We start from the raw sequence: 26,348 nt of genomic DNA on the forward strand, positions 1-26,348 counted from the left end.
AAGTGTAATTTCATGGCATTATTTGTTGCAACAGCCTCATCAAAGTCCTGCTTACGCTTAGTATCAGTATCGTTGTTCTAAATAACTTCCCAGGGGCTTCCAATGTATTAGCCGTCATATCTGTGCTATCTTCTATAGCATTTGCAGTAGACTTTAACGGTTTTTGATTAAATGTTAGACACCGGCAAGACTTATGAAACGCCTGAAGGTATTCGGCTTGAATTAGACGTCGCAGGTCCACTGGTTAGAGTGGCCGCGTTTCTGATTGACTTTGTCATTCGAGCTGTTTTCTTTCTAATACTTTGGTTTACCCTGATAGTTTTTGGCTACTTAGGTTATGGATTATTCTTAATTTTTGCGTTTGTTATCGATACCTTTTACGGTGCTTTATTCGAAGCCTTTTATAATGGTCAAACTCCGGGCAAGCGGGCCATGAATATTCAAGTGATTAATGAAAACTTCACGCCTGTCAGTTTCTCCCGAGCGTTCCTTCGCAACTTAATTCGCTATGTCGACTGGCTGCCACTCTTTTATGTAACAGGATTAATTACCATGGCGTTGCGACATGATTTCAAACGGTTAGGTGATTTAGCCGCTGGCACACTTGTCGTTTATAATGAACCAACACCAAAGTTGAATACACTGCCAGATGTGACGCCCGTTAAACTTCCTATCCCACTGGCAATTGAAGAACAACGTGCCATTATTAATTTCGCAGAACGCTACCGAACAATATCGAATGCACGAGCTGAAGAGCTTGCCAATATTATTGAGCCTGTTTTCAAACGTGAAGGTACCTCAGCTGTCACCTATTTACACCAATTAGCTAAGGGTTTGTTGTCATCACAATGAAGCAGCAAGATTTTGAACGATACTATCAAGCTCAGTGGGACCGCCTGCAAACACTCGCCAAACAAGTCACTAAGGTTTTCCCAAAGTCACTCAGTACTGAAGAGGCGGAAGAGTTTATTACACTCTATCGACAAACTTGTAATCACTTAGCGTTGGCTCGACAGCGTCAATATAGCCGCTTTTTAACAGAGTACCTTAATCAACTCTCGCTTCTGGGTCATCAATGCCTTTATCGACAACGAATAGGCTTTTGGAGCAAGCTTGGTCGTTTATTTTTGTATGAGTTTCCACAGCTCATACGTCAAGAGTGGCGTTTTTTCTGGCTTGCAACCATTGCACTGTATTTACCTGCATTGCTCTTTGGTTTAGCAGTATGGATGTCACCGGATGTGTTATACAGCTTTATAGACCGAGAAACGGTTGTCAGTTTTGAGTCAATGTACGAGCCCTCGCGTAAAGTCATTGGTTTTGAGCGAGACTCTGCTGGCGACTTCGCGATGTTTGGCCACTATATTAAAAATAACATCACCGTTGGCTTTCGAACCTTTGCTGGCGGTCTGTTAGCGGGTATCGGTAGTTTAATTATTCTTGTTTTTAATGGGCTTATTTTGGGTGGTCTTGGCGCCCATATGATTAATATTGGTTACGTTGAAACCTTTTATTCCTTTGTCTGTGGGCATGGCTCTTTTGAGTTAACCGCTATCGCTATTGCTGGTTGCGCCGGCTTAAAGCTGGGGTGGGCGCTGATAAGTCCAGGGAACCTCAGCCGTAAAGCCGCACTGATGAGTGCCTCTCAAATATGTATCAAGCTCATTTATGGCGTTATTGGCATGCTGGTGATTGCCGCATTTATTGAAGCATTCTGGTCTTCATCCACTCTATTTCCTGCATACACAAAATACTGGGTTGCTGTCGGGTTATGGACGATCGTCATCTGCTATTTTTTAGGGGTTGGTCGGAGGCCACATGGATCTGAGTAAAATTACAGTTACTGTCCGTCCGCGTAGCAGCTGGCAAGCAGTCGACTTAGGGCTGGCAATGACTAAACGCTGGTTCTGGCCGCCGTTAGTGGTCAGCTTAACGACGACACTTCCTGTATTCTTACTCCTTTGCTGGTTCTTTAGTGATGAACCTTATTGGGCTGTGGTTATTATTTGGTGGCTCCAGGGCATTTGGGAAAAACCAACGCTTTTTTACTACAGCCGTCTACTTTTTGGCGAGTCATTAAGTTATCGGCAACTACTTTCTGCTGCGGGTAAAACCTGTCGTATTCAGTGGTTTTCTTCGCTGCTTTGGCGACGACTCAGCCCTCACCGCTCATTCAATTTACCCGTCAGTGTGCTGGAAGAATTAAATGGTTCAAAACGCCGCAGACGCTTGCAGATTCTGCATATTCGTGGTGGTGCCTCAATTTTATTAACGCTTATTATGCATGGGTTACTTTGGCTTTTTTTAGTCGCCAGCGTCGCGTTTATTAATATAATGATTCCCGATGAAGTTGTTCAACACCAAGACCGCGCAGAATTTTTTGGCCTTTTTTCGACAGACATAGCTCTTTGGCTAGGCTGTACTCTGATGTATGTCTTTATTCTTTTATTTAACCCCTTTTACATTGCCTGTGGTTTTTCTTTATACATCAACGGCCGTACTCACTTGGAAGCCTGGGATACCGAAATTGCATTTCGTCGTCTACTGGCTCGCCATCAGCAGCGACTCTCTGCCACCACTAGACTTGCGAGTATTCTCACCTGGGGATTAAGCCTGCTACTTATGACCTGTTTGAGCTTGCCTAACGCTAGCTGGGCACAGGCATCAGCTCATACTGAGCCAAATAGGCCTAAAATTGAAGCCAAACAGCAAATCAATGAGATTCTCGCTGATCACGACTTTGGCTACCATAAAACAGTCACCAACTACCGGCTTCCTGATTTCAATTTAAAAAAAGATATTCCAGAACCAGAACCTGATCTTGATTTCTCTGGCGTAGATTCATTTATTAAAACCTTTGCGCAACTGATTGAAATTTTACTGTGGGGATTAGCGATTGCGCTGGTTGTCTTTTTGCTCTACCGCTATCGCCGCTGGGTTAATTATTTAGTGCCTAAACAGTGGCGCTGGAAGAAAGCAGTAAAAGAACAACCCATTACTGAAATAATGGGGCTAGATATACGACAGTCGCACTTACCTGATGACTTGTTGGCACATGTTCGTACACTCAGCAACCATAATCCGCGTGAAGCTTTAAGCCTGTTATACCGTGGTACGCTAAGCAGGCTGCTTCACAACTATCAAATTCGCTTTCAATCTGCCCATACTGAAGGTGAATGCTGCCAGCTTGTTGAGCAGGATTCACCTCAGTTCAGTGATTTTTTCCACCAGCTAACCCTGTGCTGGACAACAACCGCGTATGGACATGAACTACCTGATCGAACCACACTTTTGGCGCTTTGCCAGCAATGGCAACAGTTATTTATGCAGGGTGACCAATGACCCGTAAAGCATCATTTGAAGTCAATTGGCCAATTGTCATCGTTTTAGGCATTATTTTACTCTTTGCACTCCTTTTCTGGTTACTGCTAGAACCTTATGACGACACTGAGTGGGTACCTCCTTCCACCGAAGCCAGGCTAAATGAATACCTGGCAGCCGAGCGTTTTATTCAACGTAATAACATTCATATTAAAAGCCACAAAAACTTAAAACTGCTTGATCATCTTCCTAAGACAAGTGATGCCATTATATTAAGTAGTTCAAGAGCTTCTTTATCAGAACAGCGTCGTCAGCAGTTAGATACTTGGGTACGCCAAGGGGGGCATCTGTTAGTCAGTTATAGTGAACCCTGGTTGTTTGACGACCAAGTGCTTGATCCTCTATTAGCGTCCTGGGGAATAAAAGCAGTCTACCTCCAAGAGGATGAGCTTGATGCGTTATATGGAAAAAAAACATCCAGCAAATCTGAAAAAGACAAGAAAGCGGAAGACGCTGTGCAATGTGAAACACCTGTCCGCTTACCTAATACACTAACCTGGCCTACAGAAAAAGAGCCACTAGCCATTGATTTACGTACAGACTTTGGCTTAGTCAACACTAAAGGTGAACTACTGTTAAAAAACAGCTTGGAACCACCTTATCAACTTATTCAAAAAGCCATCGGTGATGGTCGTGTTACCGTACTGACGTATATGGGCATTTGGCAAAATGATGAAATTGGCGATTATGATCACGCCTACCTGTTGCGTTTATTACTGGAGGATCACTCATCTGTCTGGTGGTTATATGGGCTAGAATACCCATCCCTATGGCAGTTATTAGTACAACATGCGTTGCCTATACTGGTTTCACTGGGGGCATTTATTCTTCTTTTCTGCTGGTACTATGCAAAACGTTTTGGACCAACGAAGCCTGAAGCCAGCCCGGAACGGCGACAGTTACTCGAACACTTACAAGCCGTCGCTAGCTTCTTTTGGCGCAATAAGCAGTCAGGCTATCTCATTAACACCTTAAGGCAACAGGTTGAACAGCGTATTCGACTGCATCATAAGCAGTACAGTGAATTGTCTCAAGCGAAACAATTTCAGCTATTAGCCACATTAAGTGGCTTACCCGTTGAGGAAGTTCAGTGGACGATGTCCCAGGACACCCTACAAAATGAAATTGAATTTATTCGTGTTACCAGAAACCTGCAACATATCAGGAACCAGCTATGAGTAGCCTTAATCCAGAAATATTCAGCAAGGCCTCGGAACAAGTTAATGCCATCCGTACTGAAATAAATAAAGCGGTTGTTGGTCAAGCATCTGTTGTTGACCAAGTACTTATGACGCTGCTTGCCTCAGGTCATGTACTGATCGAAGGCGTTCCAGGGTTAGGGAAAACACTACTGGTGAGAGCATTAGCCGCCTGCTTTGGTTGTAAATTTGGCCGTATTCAGTTTACCCCAGATCTTATGCCCAGCGATGTCACCGGACATGCCATATACGACATGAAAAGTGAAGAATTTAAAATACGTCGTGGACCTGCCTTTACTAACTTATTACTTGCCGATGAAATTAACCGGGCACCCGCAAAAACCCAAGCAGCCTTATTAGAAGTCATGCAGGAAAAGCAAATAACCATTGAAGGTCGTCCATTACCCCTTCAACCGCCTTTTATGGTACTCGCTACTCAGAACCCTATTGAGCAAGAAGGTACTTACCCATTACCTGAGGCAGAGCTAGACCGCTTTATGTTGAAAGTAAGTATTGACTATCCTTCTCTGGAAGCCGAAAAAAACCTAGTTTCTTTGGTAACAACCAATAAATTATCTGATGTATTGGATGTCTCTGAATTACAGCAAGTTGTCTCACCCGAAGGGGTTATTCAGCTACAACGAGTTACAGCACAAGTTGAAGTGGATGACCAGGTATTGGATTATGCCATTCGTATTATTCATGCCACACGTGCTTGGCAAGGCTTAAATCACGGCGCGGGGCCACGAGGTGGTATTGCTTTAATTCGAGTGGCACGGGCTCGAGCTTTACTCAGAGGACAGCACTTTGTCACACCAGATGATGTAAAAGCCGTTGCACCTGCAGCCTTACGTCATCGACTGGGGTTAGCGGCAGAGCTTGAAATTGAGGGGCTTTCTGTAGAGGAAGTGTTGAAAAACCTACTAGACAGTGTTGCTGCACCGAGATCATGACACCAAGTAAGCACTTACTTTTTATTTCAGGTGGCATTACTGTAGTCACCTGTCTTATTTTTACTGGTAACCTTTTTGGTTACAACCTCAATGTTTTAGAAGCCTATGGACACTATATTTTTGCGGCTATTGTTATACTTCTACTTATCGATAGCCTCACATTAATCAAATCGCCTGTCTTACACATTGAGCGCGAAGCGCCTGTCTCAATGTCGCTAGGAGAATGGCATAAAATAAAATTAACCATAACCAATAGTGAAGATAGCCCACGACAGTTAAGTGTTATTGATGGTTACCCTCAGGGGTATGAAGTTAAAGACCTCCCTCAAGCTATCACCATTCCATCGTCAAAGCGGCTGGTAATACACTACGAGTTACGCCCTTTACATCGTGGCGAATACAGCTTTGCACCCTGCTACATTAATATCTTCAGCCTTATGGGACTATGGCAACGCCAGTTTCGTATAGGGCCAACAACTAAAACGCGTGTCTATCCTAACTTTGCCACCATCAGTCATTACTTATTACTGGCCACAGATAATCACGTTAGCCAGATGGGCATTCGTCAAAAACCTAGACGAGGAGAAGGATTGGAGTTTCACCAATTGCGGGAATACCGTGAGGGTGACAGCATGCGTCAAATTGACTGGAAATCCAGTGCGCGGAAACGCAAATTGATTTCCAGAGAATATCAGGATGAACGTGACCAGCAAATTATCTTTATGCTTGACTGCGGACAACGCATGCGCACGCAAGATGGTGACCTGAGTCATTTCGACCACTGCCTAAATGCTATGCTACTGCTGGCGTATGTTGCACTAAAACAAGGAGATGCTGTGGGCCTCATTACCTTCAGTGGGCAACACCGTTGGTATCCCCCCACAAAAGGCCTGCATACCATTAACCACTTACTCAACCAAATCTACGACTTGCAAGCAACGACACAAGCCAGTGATTATTCATCAGCCGCCAAACACTTAATGCAGTATCAACCAAAGCGCTCATTAATCATTATGTTATCTAATGTGCGAGATGAAAATGCGGATGACTTAGTTCCCGCATTAAAGTTGCTTCGTCATCGCCATTTGGTGTTACTGGCTAACCTTAGGGAGCATATTCTAGATACGTTGCATGCCCAACCGATTGAAGATTTTAACGGTGCATTAAATCATGCCGCCAGTGAAGTTTATTTAAAACAGCGCAAGGCATTACATGATCAGTTAATCAGCCAGTCAATTTTTACCCTGGATAGCCTGCCTGAAAAGCTGCCACCCGCGATAGTGAATCGCTACTTGGATATTAAACGGAGTAATCAATTATAAGATATGCCTCTTCTATATCCCTATAGAAAGCTCTGTATTCAATCAAGCTAAGTGTAACGTCTGCAGGGGAATGATGTTCATTAGTAATTCAATAATGTTAGGTTTTGCGCCAAAGTGACCACAGTTAATCGTTATGAGGGGAAGATCAACCAGTCTTGGTGCGAGAAGTGGCGCAATTTAAATCCGAGACTAACTTCCTTATAGACTCCCTAGTACTAGATTATTAACAGAGGATTTGCGACAGTCAGTCAGCCGAAGTACACTCTGATTTTGTGTCTAATAGGTGAATATAGAGCGCTATGGAATTAATCAGGGGTCAAAATATTTCTTTAGATTCAAAAAAGCCCTTACGTATTGATATCGGCTGGCGTAGCCTCACATCGGGCCTAGCTCTGGAGGCCTACGGGTTTGCAATTAATGAACACAAGCAAGTAACGTCCCCTAGTCATTTTTTATGGGAGGCTAACCCTGAAATTCCAGAACTCGTTACACGCCACCCACAGGGTAAACAATTTGATCTCAACTTGCCTGTACTAGCCACTCCCTATGATAGATTACGTATTATCTTATCATTACCAGTGGATAGTCCTCATAACTTCTACCAAATACAAAATATACAGGTAAGGATCAACAATGGGCAGTTAACACGTATCAATATCCCTTCTTGCACTCCTGAAACCAAGTCGCTTACCTTACTGGAAATTTATCGTCATAAGGGCCAGTGGAAGCTTCGCTTTATTGGCTACGAAGGTCTTGGAGATCTTAGCTCTTTAGCAGAGCAATTTGGCTTCAGCTTACCTTCAACACTAAAACCAGATGATGGCATTTCTCTAAGTGAAGGTGCTGAGCTATCTCCAGGAGAGAATTTATCGCTCACAGAGCATTTTGCTCATTGTAAAAATCTATTGTGGCAGGCTCGTAGTGTACCGAAGCTAGATGATATTGAGCTAAACCTAGTAGCTGTTGATCCTGAAAATAAAGTCAAAAATATTAAAGATTTCTTGTATCCAGCAAATCCTTCACTACGTGGCAAAGGGGTTGTGCTTAAAGGCAATGAAGGTCAAATTAACCTGGAACAAATACCTGCAGATATTGCCAAGCTAGAACTGATAGTGAGTCGTACGCCAGATACTAAGCGCTTATCTAGTGTCGACTACATTGAAACACGCTTAGTCAGTGCCATTACTGGTCAGCCAATTTGTAAATTTATTTTTGAAACTGCAGCAAAAAACTACAATAGTGCAATACTATTTGAAATTTATCGCTATCGAGGTGAGTGGCGAGTGCGAGGTATTGGACAGGGCCATGCAGAGGGTATCAAAAAAACTGCTGAAAAATATGGCTTTACTGCTCCCAAACAAAGAAAGCCTCAAACAACGGGTCATCGCCCCCTTCCCCAAACTCCCCAACCAACCGCTAGTATAGGAACAGCCACCCCCCCCAGCACACAACTACCAAAACACCCTTATCTAGGTTATGGCATTGCCTCTATGGGCGGTGTTGTTACATTACTGGGCTATGCCAGTATTCCTATGCTATTAATCGGTGGTAGTATGGTCGCTGGTGGTGCTTTTTTCAGCTGGAAAACCTATAACCAAACCAAAGCCGCTCAAAAAGAACAAAATGAGCGAATTATTCTCAATATGATAAAAGACCGGGGCTACCGAGTAACCGCTTTTGAATTAGCCTCTAGTCATACTATGACTATTGAGCAAGTGACAGAAATACTTCAATATCTATGTGCCAAAGGCGCTGGACAAATAGAAATAGATGAAAGTGGCAAAGAGGTTTTCGTGTTTGATAAGATGCGTAGTGATGACACTAGCCAAAACCAGTCTGATCACTGGTAACTGCTGAAAAAAACTATCCCCATAATAGCCAGCTAATATTTTTAGTTGTGTCGTAAAATTTATTTAACTTAAAAATAAACTTAGTTTGGACGCATTTAACCTGCAAAAACCCAAAAGGCAATACGAGTGTCTAACAGTATTGCCCTATCAGACTAAAACCAATTGAATATTTTGTTTTTTTAGCCATGCTAAATCACTTTCTGTAATTCCCTGGTTCGTTATCACTGCGGCAAAATCATCTATGGTTCCTAGCGTTGTTGGGCATATTTTTCCGAATTTACTGGCATCAGTCAGAATAATATTACGTTGCTTTTTCTTTAAAATGGTATGAACTACATCAGCACGCATCATGTCTCGACTGGTAAAGCCTGAATCTTGATGAAAACCATCAACACCAATAAATGCAGTACTGAAATTAATATGTTCAATACACAATTTTGTTAACGGCCCAACTAAACTCTCACTTTGCGACTGATAAACACCTCCCAACAAAATAACATCTACATGATCATTTTTAAGTGAGTGCGCTATATAGGCACTGGGAGTAATGATAGAAACATCACCACGCTGTGCTAATGCTTGGGCTAACAGAGCATTAGCACTTCCTCCTTCAATTAACACTGTTTCCCCTGGTAATACCAAGTCAGCCGCATGCGCTACCAGTCGTTGTTTTACATCAAAATGAATCGTCAGCCGTTCATTAACATCATCGGTCTGTATCGAAATAGCACCACCATGAACGCGTGTTAAGTGCTCCTGTTGCTCAAGGTAAGAGAGATCACTACGAATAGTGACCTCAGAAACACCTGTGTGTACTGCCAGCTCACTGACAGTTAAACGTTTATGCTCATTAACTAAGTGGATAATTTCCAGGTGTCTCGCGTTCACAGTGCTCCTTAATGCTATCTATATTACTACCTATAACACTATCTAAAAATGATTTATCTATACGGTATTTAGCGTACTAAACAATAAAGGCTATCTTACAAACTATGCTCAGTACGGGCAATGATATCATTTTGAGCTTCCACCGATAATGCTGTAAAAAATGCTGAATAGCCTGCAACTCGCACCACTAAATCACGATACTCCTGTGGATTAGCCTGCGCCGCTAACAGCGTTTCTCGAGAAACGATATTATACTGAACATGCCACCCTTTATAGACATCAAAAAAAGTACGTATCAACATGGATAACTTATGAAAATCCTGAGCCGTGTCCAAAGTGCCTGGAGTTAATTTTTGATTGAGTAATACCCCACCTAAAATCTTATCCGTTGGCAGTTTGGCAATCGAACTATACACTGCAGTAGGACCATGAATATCCGTTCCTGAAGCAGGACTCGCACCTTCCGCAAGTGGCGTATAAGCTTTACGGCCATCAGGCGTCGCCATGGTGTTGGCCCCAAAGGGGACATTTGCTGAGATGCTTGAAGTTCCCGCATAATATCCCCCCCCAATGGGTCCCCGACCAAAGCGAGTGTTTTTATGATGCTTTAACTCATTAATATACATTTCATAAGCTTGAACCAATAACTTATCTACTTCACAGTCATCATTACCGTATTTACTAGCATAATTAATCAACACTTGGCGTAGCTGCTCACCTTCAATACCACTAAAATTATCTGCCAGTGCTTTAGCTAAACTTTGCTGTGAAACTTTTCCCTGTTCAAATACAAGCTGTTTTAATACCGCTAAACTGTTGCCTAAATTCGCAATGCCCACTTGTAATCCTGACACCCAATCATATACTGCACCACCTGCTTTAATAGATTTAGCGCGACTAATGCAGTCATCAACCAATGCTGAACAAAAGATATCAGGCGCTAACTGTTCCAATGCTGTATCAACGACTGCATCAATAGCAATCGAATGACGTGTAAAATACTTAACCTGCTGCTGCCAGGCACTCATCACCTCATCAAGATTATTAAAGTTGCCTTTATGAAGGGATTTTTCATGGGGTAAAAATACCTGCTGGGTAGTGGCATCCTTTCCTTCATCTAGGGCTGCCAATAAAACACGCGCAAAATTCAAAAAACTCATTCCAGTACAACGATAGCCCCATTTACCCGGTACTGCAGTTTCAATACAACCAATAGCCGCATAGTTGTAAGCATCTTCACGGCTTACGCCCAAGTCCACAAATGCGGGGATAACAATTTCATCATTATTAAATGCAGGCATCCCAAACCCACACTTAACGACGGCCAAACAACTAAGAAGAAAATCCTGACTGATATTTTGGTGGTAACGTACACTTAAATTGGGTTGTGTTGAGCGTAGCTGCCCACAGGATTCTAAGATGGCAAACGATAAACTATTCACGGCATCAATGGGGTAACCCTGTTGATCAAGCTGCTGACCACCAATAGTGACATTTTGATATAAGGGACTTCCAGCCGAAGCCTTAGAATGTGTTCCAGAACGAATTTTATTCACTTCCAATAATTTTAACCAACAGCTTTGCAGCAGTTCTAATGCAAAACCATGGGTTAGTCGATTTGTTTGTTCAACATCCTTTTTATAAAAGGGATATAAATATTGATCCATTCGGCCAAAAGAAACAGAGTGACCATTGGACTCAATTTGTAAAATAAGTTGTACAAAGTAGCACAGCTGCAGTGCTTGCCAAAACGATTCAGGTTTTTTATGGGCAATGTGGTAACAATTTTCTGCTATAATTTTCAATTCACGCTTTCTAAATGCACGGGTTTCCTGATGAGCCATCTCAGCAGCCAGTTTTGCATATCGTTCAATATGGTTTTGTACTGCCTCAATGACAATATGTACCGCTTCTAAAAAATGTGTGCACTCTAGACTCTCATCATGAGCATTATGAGTGACTAACTGCTTTTGCAGTTTAACATCTGCCAGCAACCCATCTAGGCCTTTTGCTAATAGTTTTTCATTATTTATCGCAAGGTGTGCATCACCAGAAGTCATATTACCTTCGGCTTTAATAATACCTGAATCTAATATGGCCTTTTGTTCATCACTATATTCTGCATAAGACTGATCTTGTACAGTTTTACCCTGCCAAAAAGAAATGACATCTTTTAAAGCATTTTTATTCACTTCTGACAATGAAAACCCTGCACCAGGTCGATCAGCAAGTGTATCAATTTCATTCACTAGCCAGGTAACTGTATATTCTGGAAAAATAGGTGCTGCGCGTAAATAACTTGCCTGATTACCAATAATTAACTCATCATTATCAATCCAGATTTTTCTTGTCTCAAGATGTTCAGCCAATGCTAAGGCTCGCTTCATCATAATAGGCAGTGCTGGATTCTGTTGATAAATCCGCGTATATGCCACAGCCCGTTCAGTACAAATCGGCGGTTTAATAATATTAATTAATGCATCTTTATGTTTTTGTATACGCAAAGGCAAATAGTCAAGATTCATAACTACCCTCTCACTGATGTTTGAAGTGGTTTTAAAGGATGATGCTCAGCATACTCACACGCTTTTTGTAAAAGCCCAGGATTATCCAGTGATTTATCTTTTCCTTGATAGCGTAATCCCAACATTTTATATTTCTGAATACCTAGCGTATGGTATGGTAAAAAATGGATTACCTTACAATTTGGTAGTGTTACAGAAAAATCAGTAATTAATGCCAATTCTTCCACGGTGTCATTAAAATCAGGTATCACTGGGACACGAATTATTAAGTCTTTAACTTGACCAGCTAGTTTAATCAGGTTATTTTTGACGAGTGATAACGTGCCCCCAGTCCAACGTTTAAACTTGTTGTCATCCATGTGCTTTAAATCAACCAGCCATTGATTAATGACAGGAATATTTTTCTCAATTTTCCGCCAACTGACATGCAATGTCGTTTCAATGGCTACATCAATATTTTCTTCCTGCATTTTTTGCGCAATCGTGTTAACACAGTCTGAATGTATGAGTGGTTCCCCTCCAGAAAAGGTCACACCACCACCCGATGTTTTATAAAAAGGTTTATCACGTTTTAATTGTTCACAGATAGCATGAATATCAACAGGTTCTCCCATTACTCTAAGGGCTTTGGCAGGACAGCATGTTTTTAAATTATTTATATCAAACGCATCAATTTGTTGATGATCTATTAATAAATCAGCAGGTCCATCCCGTGTGATTGCACTGCAACAATCCTGGCATAAGGTACATCCATCAATACAAAAGGCTGCATCATACATAAGATCAAAATTGCGGCTTCGACTTTCGGGATTTTGACACCAGACACAGGACAGAGGGCATCCCTTTAAGAACAAAACGGTTCTAATCCCTTCACCATCGTGAGTTGAAAAGCGCTGGATATCAAAAAAGAGAGAAGCTGACATTTTCATTTCCAAACCAATATTTCACTTAACAAAAGTAGATTGCTTTTGTTCGAAAGCAGTATTGATTTATATCAACCTTTGTAATGAGAAGTGGAGTATAGTTTAATGAATCAACCAACGGAGTTAGTATTATGGTAGAGCTTTACCTTGATAGCGCAGATATTGATGACATACTCAGTTTACACACGAAGGTTAAATTATCAGGTGTTACCACTAACCCATCAATTCTTGCCAAGTCCAACTGTGGAGTGAATCATTTACTGTCTACCTTAAATACCCAACTGGAACCTCCCTGCCGCTTTTTTGTACAAACTATCAGCACCACCGTTGAAGGAATTATCTCAGAAGCAAAAAAGCTTCATTCCCTGCCTTATAACATTGTGGTAAAAGTTCCTGCTACTGAAGCTGGATTGGCTGCTATCAAAGCACTCAAAAAGGATAATATTTCTGTACTTGCAACAGCTATTTATACCACCGCACAAGGTTTTCTTGCTGCACATAATGGTGCAGATTACATAGCACCCTATGTTAATCGCATAGCACAAATGGGGGGAGATGGCATTGGCGTAGTCTCTAAACTGCAAAAACTCATTACGACAGCAAATATAAACTGTAAAATACTGGCAGCCAGTTTTAAAAGTGTTCAACAAGTAGTATCTGTATTGGAGGAAGGCGTAAAAGCAATTACGTTACCCTGTGATATTATGCAGGCAATGTATACTCACCCAGCAGTAAACATTGCCGTAGACGAGTTTAATGAACACTGGCAAAGCACTTTTGCAAATCAGCTTTCCTATGAAAGCTAAGTAATAATACTGTAGACTCTTTTACCCAGCCATAGTCTCATAGTCGCTCAGCCACGAGCGACTTTTTGAGCACTTATAGCTTTCCCTAAGTTATAAATATAATTTGTAAATATCCTATTTAACTATCCAATATCGATAATTTTTATTCTTATGTAAAAATCAATCTACATAACATTAACAGCTTCTATATAGGTATTATTAAAACTTATAGTTCCCTCAGCAATAATACCATTATGAACGTTTGATTCACCTCAAGATTTAATACGCCTATTGATTTATAATAGTAACGTTTAATCAAAAATAATAATTATGTTATGTAAGGGAGGGATAAAAATGTTACGGATGGCAAAATTCCTAATTCTAACCGTGGTATCAATACTCAGCTTCATTATTCAGCCAAGTACCAGTATCGCAGAAAACTATCTGCCTGCATTCTCAGGCATGAGAATGGAATATGTTAATCATGGACACACTGGCGAACATGTAAATATTTCAGTCGCCAAAGAAAGAAATGGCTGGTATTTATTCGAAGGTTTCCCTGGCTTAATGGGTAAAAAAGTCTGGATTCGTCCCAGCCAGGATGGAAAGCTCTATATGTGGAATGATAAAACAAAAGAAGCTAATGTCTATGTTAACTTCAATGTTAAAGTAGGTACTACAAACAGCCATTCAGGAATAATGTGCTCTGCAGGAACTGTAGTTAAAAATTTTTACAAAGAGTTAACTATTTCTTCTGGTACTTTTTTTGATGTTACCGAAATCCATTTTTTCACTGGCCCTCGGCGTTGCTATGATACAGGAGTTGAAAACATATTCTTTGCAAAAGATGTAGGAATCATTAAGTGGCAAGATACAACTATAGGGGGACCAAGATACTTTGAGTTAGTTCAATAACTAACAAACCTCAGATATCCCCCTTCAATACCTATATTGCGAAGGATATACATCACTTATTGGGTAGCTTATGTAACGGGCTTAAGCCGCAACTTGCCTTTAGAAAAGCTCGTTACATGCTCAGCAAATGACTTTAATTCATTTACAGGAACAGATAGGGTATAACATACTAACACACCATATGTGCTTTCCATAAGCTCCACACCATACTCCTGCATCAGCATTTTAATTCGGGATTCTTGGTCATACCCTAACTCAATAACAAACACCTCTGTTGCCACTTTAGGTGTTGTTTTTAATGCTTCCATTGCAGCTTGCGTAGCCCCTGAGTATGCACGGACTAGACCGCCAGCCCCAAGCTTAATCCCGCCAAAGTAACGAACCACTACGGCTAAAATATTTCCCACACCATGGTGTTGCAATACATTTAGAATCGGCTTACCTGCTGTACCTTGTGGCTCTCCCGCATCACTCCAAGCAATTTGAGTAGCCCCCTCTGGAGGCCCTGCAATATAAGCCCAACAATGATGGCGTGCATCTGAATACTGTTCCGTTAAAGTCGCCACTTGGGCTAACGCCTGCTGACGATTTTCAACTGGATAAATCCAACAAATAAAACGGCTTTTTTTAATGACGAGTTCAGTCATCACTGGCTCAGCAGGTACTAAATAACTATTTGGAACTTTTTCTCCCCGCGACATGTACTCAGGTAACTCCCTCAAAAAACGTTAAGTTGAGTATAATAATGTTTTTCAAAAAAACAGTTGTTATCCATTATGAATCAAGATTGTATCAAAATTGTCGTTGGCTCGCAGAATCCTGTAAAAATCAATGCAGTACGCAACGCCATTGCTTCACTCTATCCTAATAGTACCGTTGAGTGCACTGGTATATATGCACCATCAAAGGTACCTGACCAGCCCATGACGGCAAAGCAAACCCGTGAAGGTGCAGAAAATCGGGTACGATTTTGCCAGCAACAGATAGAAGCTGATTTCTATGTTGCCCTTGAAGGCGGTGTAGATATTTTTGAATATGGACCAGCAACATTTGCCTATGTTGTTATTGCAAATCACTGTCGACTTTCAATAGGTCGCAGTGCAATTTTGCCGCTTCCTATATCCGTTTACCAAGCATTACAACAAGGTGAAGAACTAGGTCATGTCATGGATAGATTATTTAACACACAAAATATCAAACAACAGGGAGGAGCCATTGGCTTACTAACCAACGGACAGGCCACACGAGAAAGTACATATACTGAAGCACTAATTCTCGCCATGGCCCCTTTTCTTTATGAAGAATTATACGATAAATAATGTGTACTCTTCACGCATAAACTTTAGGCTTTGCTGTGGGAATTTTCTTTGCTAAACCTGAATATGATTTACGATAGGCACAAACTGAAGAGCTTATCACATGCTTACAGTCAAGCCCTGATCAGAGAACAATCGCTGCTCTAGCTCTGTCAAGGAAGAAACCTGATACCCTGGCATAATAGCCTCAGGTGTCGGGTTCTCATTCACATTTAACCAACAGGTTTCAAACCCAGCGTTTATCCCCCCTAAAATATCAGTATCGGGGTTATCACCTACCATTAACACTTTATTTCGTTCTGGCTGTCCCATGACAGATAGGGCATGTTCAAAAATTGCTTGATGAGGTTTAGCAAAACCTACCTGCTCAGAAATAACGAGTATATCAAAGTATTCTCTAAGTCCCAGCCGCTCTAAACGAATTTGTTGCAACTCAGAGAATCCATTGGTGATTATGCCCAGTTTTACCTTGCCATAAAGCGCACTGACTAAACTATTCGCACCTTCCAAAGGTTTACAAATATCAGCCATTGCTGATAAAAAAGCACTATTTAAGTCTTTAGCTGAAACCTTTAACTTATCTGACCAGGTAGCAAAACGCTGATGCTGTAGCTGCTGTGCAGTAATATCACCGTTCTGATAATCGACCCAAAGAGGCTTATTAACGTCCTGATAGGCTTGGTAGTCATCAGTCGAAAACTCAACATTAAATTGAGCAAACATACGCTGTAGCCCACCGAATGCATCAAAGTGAAACAAGGTTTCATCCGCATCGAACAAAATCCACTCATAGTGCTTCATTCCGTCTTCCACTCCTTTACTACATTGTCCAACATGTAAGCATCATCTTAACACTATTTTTTATCTCCTCTCTACCAATCACCAATCTTGTTCTTATGAGCGCTTTACGATCTGAATCCCACTCTACAGCGAAGCCTTGCTTTGATAAAAGAATGACTATTTTTAATAAGCGACAACAACATCAGCCTAATATTTAACAAAAAATCATTATTAAGCGACTGAAGCTAATTAATAAAATGTACTTTTGGGTCCAGTAGCTGGGAGAGATATTAAAGAAAACCAAGCTATACCCTTTGTGAAGGGTATAGCTACTGGAAAAATAAAGTGTTCAATTATTAGACGAAAGAATTGTGGGTAGTCAAATAAAATAACAAAAAATATTAATAAATGTTTTTATTAATATTCACGCTATATCTCCCCCCAAAAAAAGATAGAAATCTTTTCAGACTAACGAAAGCTAAAAAACTCTCTAAGAGAAGATGCAAGATTGATAATACCCTGGTCAGCTTCAACAATTTCAAAACCAGAATCAAAATAACGCTGATCTACATCTGGCTTACTCCACTGACTGACTGCTTTAAAATCAATATATACTTCTGTAGGGCTAACTTCATGAGGAATTTTAATCCGCATTTCAAAAGCCTCCCCCACCATGATAGGAATTTCACTAATCAACATAAGTCCTTGAGCAGAAATATTACCTATATACCCAATCGGACGATCAGTGAAACGATTATATATTGTTAAATAAGCATTTAACTGGTGGCGTGTAATAGCACGCTGTTCTCTAGAAGGATATGCTTTACCCATCGTCGCCCAATACCAAGGTAATATAGCCCACCTCAAATATATACAAAAATATGCGAACGTTCACCCAAAAAAAATATGCATTAACTCTCAATCTAAATGCGTATTTTTTAATATCTATCCCTTATCGTGGGATAGATTACTGGATAAAAACTCAAGAATGTATATTTTCGTTAATTTAAGGTATAAGACAATTTAGTTAAATATTAATGACGCATAAAATATACTATCGACCAAATTGCCAAAAGTGCAACTGCTTTAATTCGTTAATAACACTATTTCAACAAACGTACTATTAAAGAATGCCCCTTAATAAGGGTATATTTTAAGGTAGGTATTTTATTTCAGAGGGCTTTGAGCACCACCTAGCACTTTCAGTCTTGCTCTTGCCCGGAATGCATATTCAGATTCAGGATAAACTTTCACAATATAACGATAAGTCTCTACAGCATCCATGAGATAACCTTGTCTTTCCAAGCATAATCCTCGTAAAAAAGAGACCTCTGGCTGAAAATAACGTCGAGCACGGATTAACCGATCAACACGACTTAATGAATGCAATGTCGCAACACAGTCACCGTTATAATAATGCTCATACGCCATATCTAACTGGTTGCTAATACGATGTGTAGTACAAGCCGATGTAAAACAAACAACAGCCACAATGCTACACCATTTATAACCTCGTGCTAGCAACAACCTCATAGTCAACCACCATTCCCATCAAAACCAAGACTGTTATAGGCATTATCGGAGTATAGTGCAAAAACTTTAGTATCTTTGGTTAGACATAGGCTTATAGATGGCTATAACCTAGGAGGCTGGCTCGTATCTCTGTAGATGTAAACAAGGAAAAATATTAGAAGAGGAAATCAAAAAGGAAGGAGCAAGCTGGCACCCAAAAGCTCAGGTACCAGCCTTATAAAAAATGACTATTCAGTTATCACTTTTTTGACTTTTTCGACAGCTTTAATATTCGCCATAACACGACGATTACGCTGACGACCTTCTGGTGAACCATTATCAGCTACAGGCTCAGACTCACCTTTACCAATTGCAGTCAAACGCCCTGGTTGGATGTTATATTGCTCAATCAATGCTTGACGAACGGCATCTGAACGAGACTGAGATAACATAAGGTTATATGCATCATTACCCACAGAGTCTGTATGCCCTTCTATGGTCACATGGATATTTGAGTAACGTTGCAAGAAAGAAGCAACTTTTTCCAGTTCAGGGTAGTACTCTGGTTTAATAACGGACTTATCAAAGTCAAACTCAATATTTAAACGAATACTGACGGGCTTATCTACATAGATTTCTTTTGGTTGTGGTGCTGGTGGTGGTGGCTCTTTGCGAACAATGGCTCGTTTAGTTTCACCTAGTGCCAACTTCACTGACAGCATTACAGCCTGGTCATGTGTTTCATTGTCAAGGCTATAGTAATCACGTACATCAGCACGCAATGCTACACGATCTGTCAGCTCACGCTCAACACCAACACCTAAGCCAAGTAATGTCTCATCATCTGTGCCCGCATCGCTGGGGTCAATACGCATGTGAGCAGCACTGGCTAGTGCATAAGGTTTCCATTTACCGACAGGTGCAATGTAATACATGCTGTCTAAATGATACCACTTGGCATCAATATTGTTATCTAGTCCAGGGTTTTCAGTATTATTAATTTTACCAAACCCCAATTGAACAGCCAGGTTGGAATTAATTTGATAACCAAAGTCTAAGCTGTAAAGGTAGTCATCTTCGATATCACGGTCATTATCAAAGAAATATTTTCCGAATGAAGGCGCTACATAAGCATGTGGAACAACTTCCTCTTCAGCCATAACAGAGTGGCTTGCTAGCGCAAAAATAACGCCTGTAGCAAACAGGGATAATTTTTTCATAAGCTTAAAACTTCTCCAGTACTATCACGTTTCTGTGGAAAATTATATTTAATCAATCTGCACAATAACAGTGAAATAATGTAACCTGATGGTAATAATTAGACTTTTTTCTTAAATTTACACAACGTAAACTTTGTAAAAAAAAACTACAACAGTTAAAACTACAGTTTAAGGAATGGAACGCCTGTGTCCCAAGAATACTTAATGCAACATACAACACAGCATGTGCTGTTATTCATTGATTTACATACAAATATTGCATCTACAACAGCAAAGCTATCACTCATTCCCAAAAAAAATATAAAACAAGTCACTCTATTTTTGGAATACTATCAACATCACTTTTTTGTGAATCACTTTCTACCAGACTCACTTCAAACAAAGCTGCACCAACAATGGAAAGTACAGCTTGAGCAACACATTAAACCGATCCTAAACTGGTGTATTCAGCATCAATACCATCATCATATTATTTACGGAGAACACGCACATTCGCTAGAAGCACTCATTGACTTTATTCAAAAGCAGCACGTTGATCTTTATATAAAGCCAACGTCTTACCATGAACAGAAAGCCAACGTACTGAATCACAATGACATCTACCTACTTAATACGTGTAGGGTCCCAATTTATATTTGTGATACATCAACATTTGAAGAAGAGCCTGAAGTAACTATTCAGTCAGTCTTAAATGTTCTCATTTGTGTAGATCCGTTACCTGATAATGATGTGTTTTCTTTTGATAGCACACTCATTGAGTATGCTGAGTCTTATTTTAATAACTTACCGGTACATTTTCATATCGTACATACGTATTCGCCCTTACCTGAAGCAATTATGCTAGAAACTGATCTTGTTTCAGAATACAAAAAGCATACAGAAAATATACTCCAACAACGGCAAGAAGCACTTACCAAACTGCAACAACAGTTTTCCATTGTAAATCACGGCAGGTGTCATATGCTGCAAGGGATACCAGATATTGTAATCCCTAAACTGGCAGAAGAATTTAGCATAGACATTTGTCTACTGGGCTATCACTCACATAGCCACTGGCAACAAGCTATCTACGGAAACATCACAAAAAAATTAATTGAAAAAATGCGGTGTGACCTACTAATAAAACCAAAAACAAGTCACAAAGAAATAGCAAACTAAAGTATATACCCATAACGAAGGGTTTTTAGGGGCGGCCGTCAAGTGATGAAGCCCCAGGAGCTTATATTAATAAGTGACTGGGGTGAAGAACGCTGACAACAAACCATAAAAATGATTCGTGAAGGGTATACCTCTAAAAATAGCGATTTTTTTAAAACACCAAGTCATCTTCACTGGCCTGAACAGGCCAGCACTAAAACTCTCGTACACAAATAAAAGCTTCAGTTATTAAAAGACTGTGTTGAATTCATGTTATATACCCTTCGCTTTGAGTATAGTTAAAGCTTGGCACTATAAATATATTAAGCACGTGTTGTTAGGTGTTAAAAAAGTAAGAACTATCACAAATGCATTTATGATAAAGTTTACAGCTAACTATGTAAAAACCTCACTACAAATGGTTTTACTAAGTTAAAAAACCAATAACCCAAAATACCCCCAACAATAATAACAGTCACTATCGACCAGCCTGATGCTCTATTATTTTTAACTTCACTTTTCTTTAGTCTATGATCAATCTTAACAACAGGTATACTTTGGGGCTGTCCAAGCCGTTTCTCTTGATAATTACCCTCTTGACTGATGACCTCGTTAGCTCCACATGCCTGCATTTTATGATTATGTTCAATTTTAATTTGTGATCTTCTTAGCGTGTTATGCTGATTATCTGGTGGACCAATTATCATGAACTCTAACTGATCCAGCCTAATGCGATCCCCTGACTTCAAACGTTGTTCAGCAACAGGCTCATCATTGACAAAAGTACCATTTATTGATGAAAGATCCTTAATAAAAAGGACGTCCTCCAACAAGCATAATTCTGCATGACGACGAGATAAGTAAGGAGAGTTAATTTTAATATCACAATCAATCGCACGCCCAATAAGTAAAGTATCATTTACAGGATATGTCTTTTCAGGTAAGGAGCGATCCACGACCTTTAAAAACCAGCCACTAACCGCTTTTTTGGGAAGTTCAATGGGAGGTTGAATATGTTTTGGATCACTGAGTAACAACTCTACATGACCCAACCTAATTGTATCGCCCACATTCAGCTGACAGCTTGATACAACAGGTACATCATTTACCCAAGTGGTGCCCCGTTGAGTTAATTCAACGAGTGTCACACGATTATCTTTAACAATTAAGTCGACATGTTCCGGTAAAATACTTGGGTCTTTAATCACAAAGTCACAATCACCATGACTGCCTATTGTTACGCGCTGGGAAACCAGCCACATCGATTGTTTTGTATGATATTTATAGCCCAGTTTTAACATGAATAGATTTTCCAACGAAGGATGTTTAGCCTTCAGTAAAAGTATGCTCTTAACAGGTACTCATCGCGAAGAGTATAAATAACACCACTTTTTTCTCAGTCTGCTAAACACGCACTTAACAGTTAACAAAGCTGGCGTCATAATAGTTCATTTACAGTAAAACCTGCAAAAGTTCTAGACATTATTGATAAATCGCTGACTATACCCATAACGAAGTATTTTTAGTGGGGCTAGTCAGGTCTGTTAAGACAAGCAATAGCAACAATCGTTGTTTTAAAAGCGCTAGCTGGGCCGTCAAGTGATGAAGTCCCAAGAGTTTTATAACTATTAAGTGGCTGGGGTAACAGTTAAATGCTCCTGCATAAACTACATTCCCACCATCCTTGGTGGTCAAGAATACCGACAACAAAGCCTAAAAGTGATTCGTAAAGGATATATTCCAGTCTATTAATACTATCTACAGAATGCTCAAGCTAAATAACTACACTTTACTATCTCTTATTGCAGGTAACGATAGAAAAAAAGCTTATTATGCTATTGATCGTTTAAAGCAACGTTATGTTATCGTTAAAATTATTAACCCTGCAAATGGTAATCAAAGTAAATTAGATACGACATTATTTAAAAAAAATGCTGCACTCACATCAGATCTGATCCACCCTCATATCATCAGTATTTATGATTATGGTCTTACCTCTAGTGACTTCCCTTATTTAGCAATGGAATACTGTGAAAATGGTAGTCTCACAGATAAAATTCAAGAAGGCTTAACATTAGACAAAACGCTACAAATACTGCAACAAATTGCTAATGCACTTACCTTTGTTCATAAAGCACATATTATTCATGGTCAATTAAAACCCAATAATATTTTATTTCGTAGTGACGGCTCTGTGGTACTCACTGATTTTAACAATACCTCACTCAATACGATCACAAAGCAACAGTCTGCAGCATTTTTTTCGTGTAGCTATACCCCTGAATATATGAGCCCCGAGCAAGCAAGGCGTGTGTCGTTTGATACTCGAAGCGACTTATACAGCCTGGGTATTATCTGTTATGAAATGCTTTTGGGTTTTCCCCCTTTTCGAGGAGATACCCCGCTTAGGATTAGCTTAAAACATTTAAATTCAGCTATCCCTCAACTCCCTGAAAAATACCGTGGATTACAACTTTTTCTTAACCAGTTATTAGCAAAAAATCCACAACATCGCTTTCAAACTGCAAAAGAGGTTTCATTTGCCTTACGCCAGCTACAGTATCAATTTCTTGAACACGGTCACCTTCGTGCAGCCCCCCCGGAGAACAATGCTTCCAACCCTTATATAGTTGCCAACGCACTATCATCCCCCAATGAGCCTCAAAAACAATCTGCGGGAAAATCCTATTTGATTGCAGGCCTGGTCTTAACAATTCCAAGCATATTACTGCTTAATAACAATGGGCTAAAGTCCGATACCCCCTATAGTTCAAATGAGCAAGAACGCTCAGTGATGAATCAAACTAGTGATATCGCCATCAGTATGCCTTTGATAATTAATGTCACCCCCAAAGATGCGACTATCCAATTTAATCACTCTGCCCATTCATTTCATCAAGGGATGTTACTTGCACCTGGTCACTATTCTCTAAGCATCACCAAATCTGGTTATCAATCTCAACAGGTCAATATACACCATAATCAGCAAATACCGACCCAGTTAAACCTTACGCTCTCTCCTGCTCTTTATTCTGTACATATAAAAGCTCATCCTCCAGGCAGCACCATTCGTATTATTAACATAAAACCCAAGTACACAAAAAATTTGCAGTTATCTCCCGGACGTTACCTTGTTGAGGTTTCTCACCCAGGTTATCAAGCTAAACGCCAATGGCTAGAAATAACATCCTCTGCAATTGAGCAAACCATCAGCCTGTCTCCCGCTATGAAGCAAGGAAAAATTCTTCAACACCCTTTAGCAAAAGGTGGTTACGGGCCGAAAATGGTTGTAATACCCAATGGTCGTTTTAGGATGGGAGATAATGATGGCATGGGTTCAGCAAGTGAAAAGCCGCTGCATTGGGTAAATTTCGCCGACGACTTTGCTATGAGTCAATACGAAATCACACAGGCAGATTTTGCCCAATTTATTGAAGAAACAGGTTACGTATTTCATGAAAAGATCAGCAAATTTCATGAAAAGATCAGCAAAAAAGAACATCATAAGCCTATAACCCACACATCTTGGCATGATGCGCAAGCGTATGCTCAGTGGATCAGTAAACAAACAGGATACACATATCGCCTTCCCAGTGAAGCAGAATGGGAATATGCCGCCAGAGCAGGTGGATACACTCGCTTTGTTTGGGGAAACCAGCCTCGTACTAACAAAGCTAACTGTTTAGAAGGATGTTGGGCAAATCCCTTGAAAGGCTTACTGAAAGGTTCACAAACTATGTCTGTAGGGCAATACTCAGCAAATGACTTTCAGTTATTTGACATGGCTGGCAACGTTGCAGAGTGGACACAAGACTGTTACCAAAACTCATATCGTCAACACCCTGCCGATGGTCGCCCAGTAAACAAAGCCCATTGCAGTCATCGCGTCATTCGTGGTGGCAGTTTCACTGATTCTATTGAAAACCTACGCATTGCTCGAAGAGCAAAGCGAACTCCCGCTTACAAGGATGAACAAATTGGCTTTAGGCTTGTGCTTGAGCTAAAACGATAGTCAAGCACATATTCCTTTCTTATGTTATCGAGCCAGCTGCTGAATCACTTTACCACAAAACTGCTGTGCAATATTGTCAGTAAATTCCTTAGCTTTTTCTCGCACATGAATGTTGGGAGCTGTAGCAGGATTATATTGATCAAGCGCTTCTAATGGGAGGAGTTTAACCTCACAATAAGCACTTTCTTCAGTCATTTTTTCCGCAAGTTCTCGCCTACTCTGGTCAGAGTTTTTAACAATAACTATGTCCCAACGGCTTCGATTCCAATAAGGTTTTATTTCTTGAGCACGCTTAGCAGGTATAGTCTGCTTCATTGATTTGGAACTGTTTGCAAACTTCATGTTAACCACTGCAGGTGACTCTACGACAGGTTGATCATTAAGTAGAATGTAACCTAATTTAGGCCATTCTTGATTTAACAGTCGGTTCAACAATGTAACATTATAAGGGTTATCTGTATTAAAAACATTACTTAAACTATTTGACATCATCCAGCTTTGCATAACACAGCTGGTAATGCCTTGGGACTCTCGTGTAGGGCACTGACTTTCCACACTTGCAACAAATCTAACGTGATATTTCAAGGTATTTTTTAAGGATGCCAACCGTAAGCCGTAATTATTTCTATACTCGTGAAATAAACGTGTAGTGCGGTCAATATCAGGAATTATTTCCAGCTCATCGGTTAATTTATAAGCTGGAGTCAATAATCCTTTTTGCTGCTTTAACAAACGTTTAATGAGCTGATGATCACCAGATGGTATGAAAAAAGTAGCAACAGCATAAGGCTTAGCAATAAGTTGCGACTTAACAACTCTACTGGCTTGACTCAGTTGTGTGGATGTTAAACCTGTTGGTTGACCTGCAGCATCAAAGAAAGCAAAGTAATATTGGCCATTCTCCCCTGTCAACCACTGATGAGGTCGCTTAAACTGTGCTTCATAGGCACCTAAGCGTTTTGCGTAATCATCACCTTTATAATCAAAGGGGGCATCTTCAGGACTCACAGAGGAAAATCCACCTCCAGAACGTGTACCTTGTGTGCCACACCCTACCAACAACACACTCAGCAGTAACAAACAACTCTGTGACAACTTCAGCATTGCAACACACTCTCAAATAGCATTCATTATTTACTGCTAATACAACAAGAAGCAGAATGTTGCTTCATGACTGATGAAGCTGTAGGCACAGCAATTCATTTCGCTATACCCAAGCAACCTTGCTCAGCAACACTAAAATTAGCAACTTGTTACCCCGGATAATACAACACCGCTTGGTGCCGTTAGCTAATTACCAGTGAAAACTGTTTTCTGTCACTAAAATACTAGCAAACTGTAACGTTATCACTGGGTTACTCTATCATTTTTCTTAAAAACTTCGATCTTACCCTATTCACTTTAAGTTGACTCTCTTGGCGTGATAGAGCTATCAGAGGATTATATCGCTATCCGATTGATATGCTGTGATGTCTTATGACTAAGAACTGTGACTTGATTTAGCATTTTAGTACTTCAAGTTTCTAGACGTCAGAAATAGTACAAATGAAAAACACGAGATATACCCATAACGAAGGGTATAATGAGAAAAAATAAGACGATATGCTAACGGCCCCCTTATAAAGAAGGC

The 26,348-nt window shown here is 40.3% G+C and carries 22 protein-coding genes; 12 read left to right on the plus strand and 10 right to left on the minus strand.

Annotated elements, in window-relative coordinates:
- Positions 1-171: 171 nt before the first annotated feature.
- From KCG35_RS07990 to KCG35_RS08020, 7 genes are all read left to right on the plus strand, one after another.
- Positions 172-852: an RDD family protein gene (locus KCG35_RS07990; protein WP_215819159.1), complete on the plus strand. Its 681-nt coding sequence runs from the start codon at positions 172-174 to the stop codon at positions 850-852.
- Positions 849-1,832, plus strand: a complete 984-nt coding sequence (locus KCG35_RS07995) for a stage II sporulation protein M (RefSeq protein ID WP_215819160.1) — start codon at positions 849-851, stop codon at positions 1,830-1,832. Before KCG35_RS07990 ends, KCG35_RS07995 begins: the two co-directional genes overlap by 4 nt.
- Positions 1,819-3,342 (plus strand): DUF4129 domain-containing protein, encoded by a 1,524-nt coding sequence (locus KCG35_RS08000; protein WP_215819161.1) that lies wholly within the window; start codon positions 1,819-1,821, stop codon positions 3,340-3,342. Before KCG35_RS07995 ends, KCG35_RS08000 begins: the two co-directional genes overlap by 14 nt.
- On the plus strand, positions 3,339-4,559 hold the full coding sequence (locus tag KCG35_RS08005; RefSeq protein WP_215819162.1) for a DUF4350 domain-containing protein: 1,221 nt from the start codon (positions 3,339-3,341) through the stop codon (positions 4,557-4,559). Before KCG35_RS08000 ends, KCG35_RS08005 begins: the two co-directional genes overlap by 4 nt.
- Complete coding sequence (locus KCG35_RS08010) at positions 4,556-5,533, plus strand: AAA family ATPase (protein WP_215819163.1); 978 nt, start codon at positions 4,556-4,558, stop codon at positions 5,531-5,533. The genes KCG35_RS08005 and KCG35_RS08010 overlap by 4 nt, the downstream gene beginning before the upstream one ends.
- The gene (locus KCG35_RS08015) at positions 5,530-6,855 is read left to right on the plus strand and encodes a DUF58 domain-containing protein (protein ID WP_215819164.1); all 1,326 of its coding nucleotides are present in this window, start codon (positions 5,530-5,532) and stop codon (positions 6,853-6,855) included. Before KCG35_RS08010 ends, KCG35_RS08015 begins: the two co-directional genes overlap by 4 nt.
- A 299-nt stretch (positions 6,856-7,154) precedes the next feature.
- Positions 7,155-8,705, plus strand: coding sequence for a TerD family protein (locus tag KCG35_RS08020; protein WP_215819165.1), 1,551 nt, complete (start codon positions 7,155-7,157; stop codon positions 8,703-8,705).
- A 147-nt stretch (positions 8,706-8,852) separates the two neighbouring features.
- On the opposite strand, the gene KCG35_RS08025 is transcribed toward KCG35_RS08020, so the two are convergent.
- The 3 genes from KCG35_RS08025 to KCG35_RS08035 form a co-directional block, all read right to left on the minus strand.
- The gene (locus KCG35_RS08025; RefSeq protein ID WP_215819166.1) at positions 8,853-9,593 is read right to left on the minus strand and encodes a DeoR/GlpR family DNA-binding transcription regulator; all 741 of its coding nucleotides are present in this window, start codon (positions 9,591-9,593) and stop codon (positions 8,853-8,855) included.
- Positions 9,594-9,688: 95 nt separating this feature from the next.
- On the minus strand, positions 9,689-12,118 hold the full coding sequence (locus KCG35_RS08030; protein ID WP_215819167.1) for a formate C-acetyltransferase/glycerol dehydratase family glycyl radical enzyme: 2,430 nt from the start codon (positions 12,116-12,118) through the stop codon (positions 9,689-9,691).
- A 2-nt stretch (positions 12,119-12,120) separates the two neighbouring features.
- Positions 12,121-13,047 carry a glycyl-radical enzyme activating protein gene (locus KCG35_RS08035; RefSeq protein ID WP_215819168.1) on the minus strand — a complete coding sequence of 309 codons (927 nt, stop codon included), beginning with the start codon at positions 13,045-13,047 and terminating at the stop codon, positions 12,121-12,123.
- A 125-nt stretch (positions 13,048-13,172) separates the two neighbouring features.
- Here KCG35_RS08035 and KCG35_RS08040 point away from each other — a divergent pair, with 125 nt between their 5' ends.
- Positions 13,173-13,847 carry a transaldolase family protein gene (locus tag KCG35_RS08040; RefSeq protein ID WP_215819169.1) on the plus strand — a complete coding sequence of 225 codons (675 nt, stop codon included), beginning with the start codon at positions 13,173-13,175 and terminating at the stop codon, positions 13,845-13,847.
- A gap of 333 nt (positions 13,848-14,180) precedes the next feature.
- On the plus strand, positions 14,181-14,741 hold the full coding sequence (locus tag KCG35_RS08045; RefSeq protein WP_215819170.1) for a hypothetical protein: 561 nt from the start codon (positions 14,181-14,183) through the stop codon (positions 14,739-14,741).
- A 68-nt stretch (positions 14,742-14,809) separates the two neighbouring features.
- On the opposite strand, the gene KCG35_RS08050 is transcribed toward KCG35_RS08045, so the two are convergent.
- Positions 14,810-15,442 carry a YigZ family protein gene (locus KCG35_RS08050; protein ID WP_215819171.1) on the minus strand — a complete coding sequence of 211 codons (633 nt, stop codon included), beginning with the start codon at positions 15,440-15,442 and terminating at the stop codon, positions 14,810-14,812.
- Positions 15,443-15,517: 75 nt separating this feature from the next.
- Here KCG35_RS08050 and yjjX point away from each other — a divergent pair, with 75 nt between their 5' ends.
- Complete coding sequence (gene yjjX, locus KCG35_RS08055; protein ID WP_215819172.1) at positions 15,518-16,060, plus strand: inosine/xanthosine triphosphatase; 543 nt, start codon at positions 15,518-15,520, stop codon at positions 16,058-16,060.
- A 96-nt stretch (positions 16,061-16,156) separates the two neighbouring features.
- Here yjjX and yjjG read toward each other — a convergent pair whose 3' ends face one another.
- From yjjG to KCG35_RS08075, 4 genes are all read right to left on the minus strand, one after another.
- A complete protein-coding gene (yjjG, locus tag KCG35_RS08060; protein ID WP_215819173.1) occupies positions 16,157-16,858 on the minus strand; it encodes a pyrimidine 5'-nucleotidase in 702 nt (233 codons plus the stop codon).
- Between the two features lie 447 nt (positions 16,859-17,305).
- Positions 17,306-17,668, minus strand: coding sequence for a PilZ domain-containing protein (locus tag KCG35_RS08065; protein WP_215819174.1), 363 nt, complete (start codon positions 17,666-17,668; stop codon positions 17,306-17,308).
- 336 nt (positions 17,669-18,004) lie between these two features.
- Entirely contained in the window at positions 18,005-18,370 is a 366-nt protein-coding gene (locus tag KCG35_RS08070; RefSeq protein ID WP_215819175.1) for an outer membrane protein assembly factor BamD, read from the minus strand.
- Between the two features lie 227 nt (positions 18,371-18,597).
- A complete protein-coding gene (locus tag KCG35_RS08075) occupies positions 18,598-19,569 on the minus strand; it encodes an OmpA family protein (RefSeq protein ID WP_215819176.1) in 972 nt (323 codons plus the stop codon).
- Between the two features lie 186 nt (positions 19,570-19,755).
- Here KCG35_RS08075 and KCG35_RS26670 point away from each other — a divergent pair, with 186 nt between their 5' ends.
- On the plus strand, positions 19,756-20,727 hold the full coding sequence (locus tag KCG35_RS26670; protein WP_215819177.1) for a universal stress protein: 972 nt from the start codon (positions 19,756-19,758) through the stop codon (positions 20,725-20,727).
- A 371-nt stretch (positions 20,728-21,098) separates the two neighbouring features.
- On the opposite strand, the gene KCG35_RS08085 is transcribed toward KCG35_RS26670, so the two are convergent.
- Complete coding sequence (locus KCG35_RS08085) at positions 21,099-22,007, minus strand: FHA domain-containing protein (protein ID WP_215819178.1); 909 nt, start codon at positions 22,005-22,007, stop codon at positions 21,099-21,101.
- Between the two features lie 464 nt (positions 22,008-22,471).
- On the opposite strand from KCG35_RS08085, the gene KCG35_RS08090 reads away from it, so the two are divergent.
- Positions 22,472-24,718: a bifunctional serine/threonine-protein kinase/formylglycine-generating enzyme family protein gene (locus tag KCG35_RS08090; RefSeq protein WP_215819179.1), complete on the plus strand. Its 2,247-nt coding sequence runs from the start codon at positions 22,472-22,474 to the stop codon at positions 24,716-24,718.
- 24 nt (positions 24,719-24,742) lie between these two features.
- Here the strand turns inward: KCG35_RS08090 and KCG35_RS08095 are convergent, their stop codons facing one another.
- Positions 24,743-25,822: a hypothetical protein gene (locus KCG35_RS08095; protein WP_215819180.1), complete on the minus strand. Its 1,080-nt coding sequence runs from the start codon at positions 25,820-25,822 to the stop codon at positions 24,743-24,745.
- Between the last annotated feature and the right edge of the window lie 526 nt (positions 25,823-26,348).

Source organism: Zooshikella harenae, from assembly GCF_018837975.1.
In the GTDB taxonomy this organism is placed as follows: Bacteria; Pseudomonadota; Gammaproteobacteria; order Pseudomonadales; family Zooshikellaceae; genus Zooshikella; species Zooshikella harenae.